We start from the raw sequence: 7,402 nt of genomic DNA, 5'->3' as shown, positions 1-7,402 counted from the left end.
GGCAATGCGCAGACCGGCGAAGGCGATCTAGGGTCAAACTCGATCAGCTGGCTGCCGTTGATCGCCGAGATGGGTGGAGTGTCGTCGCACGTACTGTCCATCGGAATGAGCAAGGAGTGCCACGAGCCGTCATCGAAACTTTCGCGGCGGACTGACCGAGTTGGGCCGACTGCAGTTGGTCGGCTTTTGGCAAGGTAGCTTGCAAAACCGCTGTTCCGGGGACCAGGGATAAGGGCGCTCATTGTGCCGTGGCCCCCACGTTCCTTGACATCGGGTATTTATCCGAAATTATGCAGGAAAGAAGGATCGCAAGCATGACGGGAATCGCGTTGTCGGGCGTATCAAAGCACTTTGGCGCAGTCGAAGTGATCCGCGACGTCAGCCTGGACATTGAGCCAGGAGAGCTGATCGTGTTTCTCGGTCCGTCCGGTTCTGGCAAGACGACACTGCTCCGGATGATCGCCGGCCTCGAAAGCATTGACGAGGGCACGCTGACGATCGACGGGGTGCGCTCGGAGAACCTTGCGCCGGGCAGGCGCAACGTTGCGATGGTCTTCCAGAACTATGCGCTTTACCCACATATGACAGTCGCGGAGAACATGGCGTTTGGGCTAAGGAACATTCGGGTCGCGCCGGATGTTATACGCCAACGGATCGCTGAGGCTGCGCGCATCCTGGAGATCGAAGCGCTGCTCCACCGGCGGCCGTCGCAGCTCTCCGGCGGGCAGCGCCAGCGCGTGGCCATCGGGCGTGCGATCGTCAAGGAGCCCAAGGCATTCCTGTTCGACGAGCCACTCTCCAATCTGGACGCGGCGCTTCGAGCCCGTACACGCGTCGAGCTTGCCGAGCTGCATCAGCGTTTGAAGTCGACGATGATCTACGTCACCCACGACCAGGTGGAAGCGATGACCCTCGCCGACCGTATTGTGATCCTCAACGATTGCCGGATAGAGCAGATGGGAAGACCCGACGAGGTCTATGCACGTCCGGCGTCGCGATTCGTCGCGACCTTCGTCGGGTCTCCGGCGATGAACATTCTGCCTGTTACGGTTTCGGGCTCAGGCGACAGGCTCAATGCGCGCTTGACTGATGGATCACTCGTCGGCCTTCCTGGCGCGCCGGTCAACATGGATTGGCGCGAACTGGGAGTGCGGCCGGAATCGCTGACTGTCGTCTCCGATGGCGAAGAAACATCCGCCACGGCCACCGTTGTCGAGCGCCTTGGCGAGCGAACGCTCGTCTATGCGCGGCTCGCGGATGGGACGCAGGTTACGGCACAAGATCGCGGGCTTTCGAGCGTCAAACCGGGCGACGCCGTTCGGCTGAAGTTCGACACTGCCGACCTGCATCTCTTCGCCGCGGACGGATCGACCTGGCACGCGCGCTGACGGACCTGCCCCCCTCCGAGTGGGTCGTGCCCTCTTGCATTGCGGTTCGCTTGCGGGCCGAGGCTAGCCCTTGATACCTGCCGAAAGCGTTATCGCTTCAGTTACTCGGCGCTGGAAGAAGAGGTAGGCTAGCGCCACCGGAAGTCCGGCCAGTACGGCTGCCGACAGCTGGCGCGCGTAGTAGACACCGAAGGCGTCATTGACCTGCGTGATGCCGACGGTGATCGTCATCATCTCGGTGCGGGTCACCGAGAGGAACGGCCACAAAAACGCGTTCCACGTCCAGATGAAGCAGACGATCGACAGCGCCGTCGTTACCCCCCAGTTCATCGGCATGTAGACCTTGAAGAGGATCCCGAATTCAGACGCATTGTCCATGACCGCGGCCTCGCGGAAGTCCTTTGGGACCTGATCGAAGAACTGCTTGTATACGATGACGATGACGGGGTGGATAAGCTGCGGCAACATGATTCCGGCCCAGCTGTTGAGCAGGCCAAGGTTGGCGACCAGCACGAAATGATTGATGATCAGCGCCGAAGTTGGCACCATGAAGGAGGCGAGGATAAGCCACCATAGCGCGATCCGCCCCGGGAATCGCAACTGCGAGATCGCGTAGCCGCACAACATCGAGATGAAGATGGTGATGACCGTTACGCCGACCGCGACCACTACCGAATTGATGTACCAGGTGCCGATCTGTGTCGTGGTCAGGGCGTCAATGTAGTTCTCCAGCGTCGGCGTCTCGGGCCAGAGTTCGATGTAAGGCCGGACGACCTCGTCGTCCGGCTTGAGCGATGAGATCACACCCCAATAGAGCGGGAACGCCCATAGGATGGCCCAGACGAGCGTCAGTGCCGTGATTATCCCGCCCCAAAGGTTCCAGCGTTGCGCAGCCATGGCGTTCATCGGCGCCGCCTTTCGGCGAACCGGAGCAGCTGGAATTGCAGGACCGAGACGACGACCACAAGCACGAAGAGGGTGACGGCGACAGCCGCCGCCCTGCCTCCCTGGTTCTGCTGGAAGGCCTTCTGGAAGACGTAGTAGACGAGCACCATATTGTCGTTCGGCCGGCCACCGATCGAGAACAGATAGACCTGATCGAATATCTTGAGCTGCAGGATGAGTTGGATGGTCAATACCAGCGAGGTGATCGGCCAAAGCAGTGGCCAGGTGATACGTCGGAACGTGGTCCATCGCGTCGAGTTGTCGAGCGCCGCGGCTTCGTAGATCTCCGCTGGTATGGACCGGAGTCCGGCGAGGAAGAGGAGGATCGAGAAGCCCGCGGTCCACCAGATCGTCACCCCGGCCACCGCCGGCAAGAACCAGACGCGCGACTTGAAGACCGGCACGCGCGAGATTCCCAGCCAGTCCAGCACATGCATCGCGATCCCGAACTGGAAGTTCAGCGTCCAGTCCCAGATCAGATAGACTACGGACACCGGCAGGATGTAGGGCAGGAAGAACAACGCCAGCACGATCGCCTGGAACCGGCCCTTGAGGCGTGACACGCCAAGCGCGACCAACAGGGCGATGAGTGTCCCGGGGACGACCGTCATCAGCACGAAGTAAGCGGTGTTCCAGACCGCGCGCCGGAACATCGGGTCGTTGTCGAGCCGCAGGTAGTTGTCGAAACCGACCCACCGACCCTCGCCGATCAGCGGCGCATCGGTGAAGGAGATGCGGAACATCTGAACCGTCGGATAGACGAACGCCAGCAAGTAGATCGCCAGAAAGGGAGCGACCAGCACCAGTGCGACAAGACGTTCAGTGCGGGAGTTGCGAAGCATGGCTCTTCCTCAAATATGGCTGGGACCGTCCTGGTGAGGGCGCTCCCAGCCTTTGAGACTTACATGCTGTTCAGCTCTTCCTTGATGGATTTCACCGCCTCGCCCGGGTCCATCTCTCCGTTGAGGGTCGGCACGAAATAATTGGACATGACGTCGAAGATCGGCCCGGCGACACCAGCCTTGGGCGACTTCGGATCGAAGATCATGTTGGCCGTCAGCGTCGAGTAGGTCGCATTAGGCTCCATTGCCTTGTATTCAGCCGCCTCAGTGACTGGGTTGTATGCCGGGATGTGGCCTGCCGTGGCCCAGAACAGCGAGTGCTTGTCCATCCATGAGATCACCTCGAGAACGGCGGCACGCTTTTCCGGGCTGATCTCCTTGCCCTTGTTCTTCGGGATTGCGAACGAGTGGCTGTCCGCATAGGTGCATGGCTTGTCGAAGATGACCGGAATCTCGACGGCGCCCCAGTCGAACAGCTTGCCTTGCTTGGCGAGGTCGGTCATCGTGGGAACTTCCCAGACGCCGTTGATCATCATGGCGGCCTTGCCCGAGGTGAATAGGGCGACGGTTGCGGGATAGTCCGTATAGGTCGACTGCAGGCCGGCCTTCGTCCACCCTTGCAGAACCGCTAACGCGTTCGCCAGCTTTTCGGCATTGTCGCCGGCGAGGAACTCGTTGCCCGTCAGAAGCTCGCCGCCTTGCTGGCACACCAGCGAATAAATGGTGCGGTACATGAAGTTGCCGTCGGCGGTGACGCTGCCTAACGGGAACTCGACGCCGGCGTCCTTCAACTTCTGCAACGTCGCGGTGAATTCCTCTTTGTTGCCCATGCCCACGGGACGGCCGTCGTCGCCGAGCACGCCTGCCTTCTTCAGGAGGACGCGATTGTAGTACAGGACAATTGGATGGGTATCGAGCGGCACTGCGTATTGCTTGCCGTCGACCGTCACGGCATCCATGGTCGTGCGGGCGAAGTCCGAGGCCGAGAGGCCCATCTTGCTCATGTCGTCGGCGGTGATTTCTTCGAGAATGTCCTGGCTCACCGCCAGGGGGACGCGGCTGGCATGATAGGTCATGACGTCTGCCGCCTCGCCGACCGCGGCCGAGGTCTGCACCTTAGCGTAGAAGGGCGTGCCCCACTCCAGCGTCGTGGCGTCGATCTTGATCTTGCCGGCGTGGGCGGTGTTGAAGTCCGTGATCATCTGCTTCATGCGCACACCGTCACCGCCACCGAGGAAATCCCACCATATGACGGTTTCTTCGGCCTGGGCCGCGACGGCCCAAAATCCTCCGGCCGCAACCACCGCTATGGCCATCATCCTGCGAAAGTTCATCTCAGCTTCCTCCCGAGTACAGCGGTTAGATCCGCCTTGAACATTTCAATGCTACACCAAACCAGATCACCTGCAACGGATTTTGCGGTATATATCCGATTGCCGGATATCGTCTCAGAGTGTCACACGCACCATCGAGTAGGAGTGCGGCGGCAACTTCAGCGTCATTCCCTTGCTGCTGAGCGCCGCCCCGTTGCCTTTGACCGGTGATACGGTGTCCGGCGCGTCCTTCGTGTTGCAGGCCTCGAGATCGTCGTGACGGATGATCGTATGCTCGATGGACTTGGCGGCGAACCGCTCGAGGGCGACGTCGGCCTCTATCGTCTCGGATCCGTGCCGGTTGATTGCGAAGAAGGTCAGCGTGCCGGCGTTCGAATTATGCACGCCTGCAATGTCGAGCCATGGCACCTTGTCGGCCGCGGCCGCGTCATAGGTGGGCACCTCGACCGCAAGCTGCAGCGCGGTGCCGCGGCCATGCCTGGAGGCCAGCATAAAAGGCCAGTAGATCGTCTGCCGCCAGGCGCCGCCGCCGGGATCGGTCATGATCGGCGCGATAACGTTCACCAGCTGCGCAATGCAGGCGATGCGAACAATATCAGACCGGCGGATGAAGGTGTTGATGATGCAGCCGACCTGCAGCACGTCCTCGAAATTGTAGATGTCTTCCAAAAGCCTGGGCGCTTCCGGCCAGTCCCAGGCACGCATACGCTCCGCGTCCCGCTGGCGCTGATGGTACCAGACGTTCCACTCGTCGAAGGAGATCTTCACGTCCCGCTTCGAGCGGGTCTTGGCCTTCACGTAGTCGATGATGCCCGCGACCGTGCCAATGTAGCGGTCGAGCTTGGCTGGAAGAGCGAGATATTCGGCCGTATTCTTCTCGTAATTCTCGAAATACATGTGGAGAGAGATGTAGTCGACCTGCTCGTAGGTCGCCTCCAACACGGTTGCTTCCCACTGCGGATAGGTCGGCATATTGGAATGCGACGAGCCGCAGACGACCAGTTCCACCGTGGGGTCGAGGCCCCGCAGCGCCTTGGCGGTCTCGTTGGCGAGATGGCCGTATTCGCTCGCCAACTTGTGGCCGACCTGCCAGGGACCGTCCATTTCATTGCCGAGACACCAGAGGCGGCAGTTCCAGGGCTGCGTGCGTCCGTTCCTGGCCCTGAGGTCGGACCAGTAGCTGCCGCCCGGGTGGTTGACGTATTCAACGAAGGCCCGCGCCTCGTCGAGGCCGCGGGAACCGAGATTGACCGCAAGCATCATCTCGGTGCCGGCTTTCTCGGCCCAGTCGGCGAATTCGTGAATACCAACCAGGTTCGGCTCCGTGGTGCGCCACGCAAGATCGAGGCGCCGCGGGCGGTTCTCCTTCGGGCCTATGCCGTCTTCCCAATTGTAGGCGGACACGAAGTTGCCACCGGGGTAACGGCAGATCGGAGTGTCGAGTGCGCGCACCAACTCGATCACGTCCTTGCGCATCCCCTCAGCGTCCGCTTGCGGATGTCCGGGCTCGTAGATGCCCGTATAGACCGCCCGGCCAAGATGCTCGAGAAACGAGCCGTAAAGACGTTTGTCGATATCCGCGACGGCATAGGCCGCGTTCGCCGTGACTCTGGCTTTCATGATCACTCCCACTGCGGACTTTCAATCCGACTTTCCGGTTTATATCCGGGTCATGGGTCAGTTAAGGGCGGAGCTCGTCCGCCCGTCAAGGGTCCAGTATGCTTTCAGGCCTTCCGCAGGCGCAGAACGATGTCGTTGCTGTAGTTGCCGAAGCCGCTGCCGAAGATGTTGATGCCGCCGGGGTGACGCGCATCTTCCTTCACGCCGATTCGTATCCGGATCGAGCGGTGCCGCTCGAGATCCAGATCAGCCAGCGAGCATTTGGAAACCTTGTCATCGCCGCGATAGGTGCCGTTATTCGTGACGCGCCAATGTACGAGGTCGCCATACTGCGATCCGGCCAGTTTCCACCAGCCGGGTGTATGCTTGCCGCGCTTGTCGCCATAGTCGGCCGGCGCCGTCCAGGTATCGATCTCGTGTCCGTTGATCGCGACCGTGATGTCCGATGGCCAATCCTTCGATGTGCCCGGCACCTCGGACGAAAGCTCCATCGCCAGCTCCAACCCGCCGACCTTGGCATTGGCAAGCGTCGCATTGTTGGGAAACTGGTATTCGACGAAGCCGCGGGTGAACCACAGCAGCCCGGCCCGCATACGGTCGGGATCGAGGAAGGTGTTGGGCACATCGAGAAGTCCGATGACGCCGTCCCTTGAACACAGGCCGCAGGGAGCGGAAACTTCGCATCTTGTATAGAGCCCAAGCGGCATCGCCACTTCTATGACGCTGAGATCCTGCGCCGGGGCGCGGTCCTTAAAGACGACAACCAATTCGGAGAAGGTCGAATAGCAGACCTTCTGGCTTCCCTTTCGCGCCTTCTGTGATTTCGTCTCGATCAAACCGACATCGACAAGAACCTGGATGTTTGCGGAAATTGTCGATTGCGGAAGACCCAGTTCTTCGGCCACTTGATTGACGTTTTTCGGCCCCTTGTGGTGCAGCAGATCGAGGATCCGGACCCGGACCTCGCTCGCAAGGCTCTTCAATAAATCAAGCCGCTCAAGAGGATCGACAACTATGATTTCATTCGACATGTGGCCCGCACTCGTCACACAGGTTATGTATCAGCAGATCAGATACAAATAAAGCCGGTGGCGTTTATAGAATGAACCGCCCAGAAGCACCCGATCGAGATTTTCCAGCGTCAGCCGGTCTGGGCCTCGACATCTCCGTCAATGAGCTGCATTTCTTCCCCAATGCGCTGGGCAGGAATGTCGCGGAGGCGGCCCCTCTGGTGGCGCTGGCGATCTTGGTGCCATGACTGCGCAATCTGGTC

General features: G+C 60.4%; 6 protein-coding genes. 1 reads left to right on the top strand and 5 read right to left on the bottom strand.

Going from position 1 to position 7,402, the window contains the following annotated elements:
- Window positions 1-314 precede the first annotated feature (314 nt).
- Entirely contained in the window at window positions 315-1,388 is a 1,074-nt protein-coding gene (locus tag C9427_RS06325) for an ABC transporter ATP-binding protein (protein ID WP_107648285.1), read from the top strand.
- A 63-nt stretch (window positions 1,389-1,451) separates the two neighbouring features.
- On the opposite strand, the gene C9427_RS06320 is transcribed toward C9427_RS06325, so the two are convergent.
- From C9427_RS06320 to C9427_RS06300, 5 genes are all read right to left on the bottom strand, one after another.
- Window positions 1,452-2,294 (bottom strand): carbohydrate ABC transporter permease, encoded by an 843-nt coding sequence (locus tag C9427_RS06320; RefSeq protein WP_107648283.1) that lies wholly within the window; start codon window positions 2,292-2,294, stop codon window positions 1,452-1,454.
- The gene (locus C9427_RS06315; protein WP_107648282.1) at window positions 2,291-3,175 is read right to left on the bottom strand and encodes a carbohydrate ABC transporter permease; all 885 of its coding nucleotides are present in this window, start codon (window positions 3,173-3,175) and stop codon (window positions 2,291-2,293) included. Before C9427_RS06315 ends, C9427_RS06320 begins: the two co-directional genes overlap by 4 nt.
- A gap of 59 nt (window positions 3,176-3,234) precedes the next feature.
- Entirely contained in the window at window positions 3,235-4,509 is a 1,275-nt protein-coding gene (locus tag C9427_RS06310) for an extracellular solute-binding protein (protein ID WP_107648281.1), read from the bottom strand.
- Between the two features lie 114 nt (window positions 4,510-4,623).
- Window positions 4,624-6,129 (bottom strand): arabinosylfuranosidase ArfA, encoded by a 1,506-nt coding sequence (arfA, locus tag C9427_RS06305; RefSeq protein WP_107648284.1) that lies wholly within the window; start codon window positions 6,127-6,129, stop codon window positions 4,624-4,626.
- A 104-nt stretch (window positions 6,130-6,233) separates the two neighbouring features.
- Entirely contained in the window at window positions 6,234-7,160 is a 927-nt protein-coding gene (locus C9427_RS06300) for an ArsR/SmtB family transcription factor (protein WP_107648280.1), read from the bottom strand.
- Window positions 7,161-7,402: the final 242 nt, after the last annotated feature.

Source organism: Mesorhizobium helmanticense (assembly GCF_003034915.1).
In the GTDB taxonomy this organism is placed as follows: Bacteria; Pseudomonadota; Alphaproteobacteria; order Rhizobiales; family Rhizobiaceae; genus Mesorhizobium; species Mesorhizobium helmanticense.
This window is presented reverse-complemented; position numbering and strand designations above follow the sequence as displayed.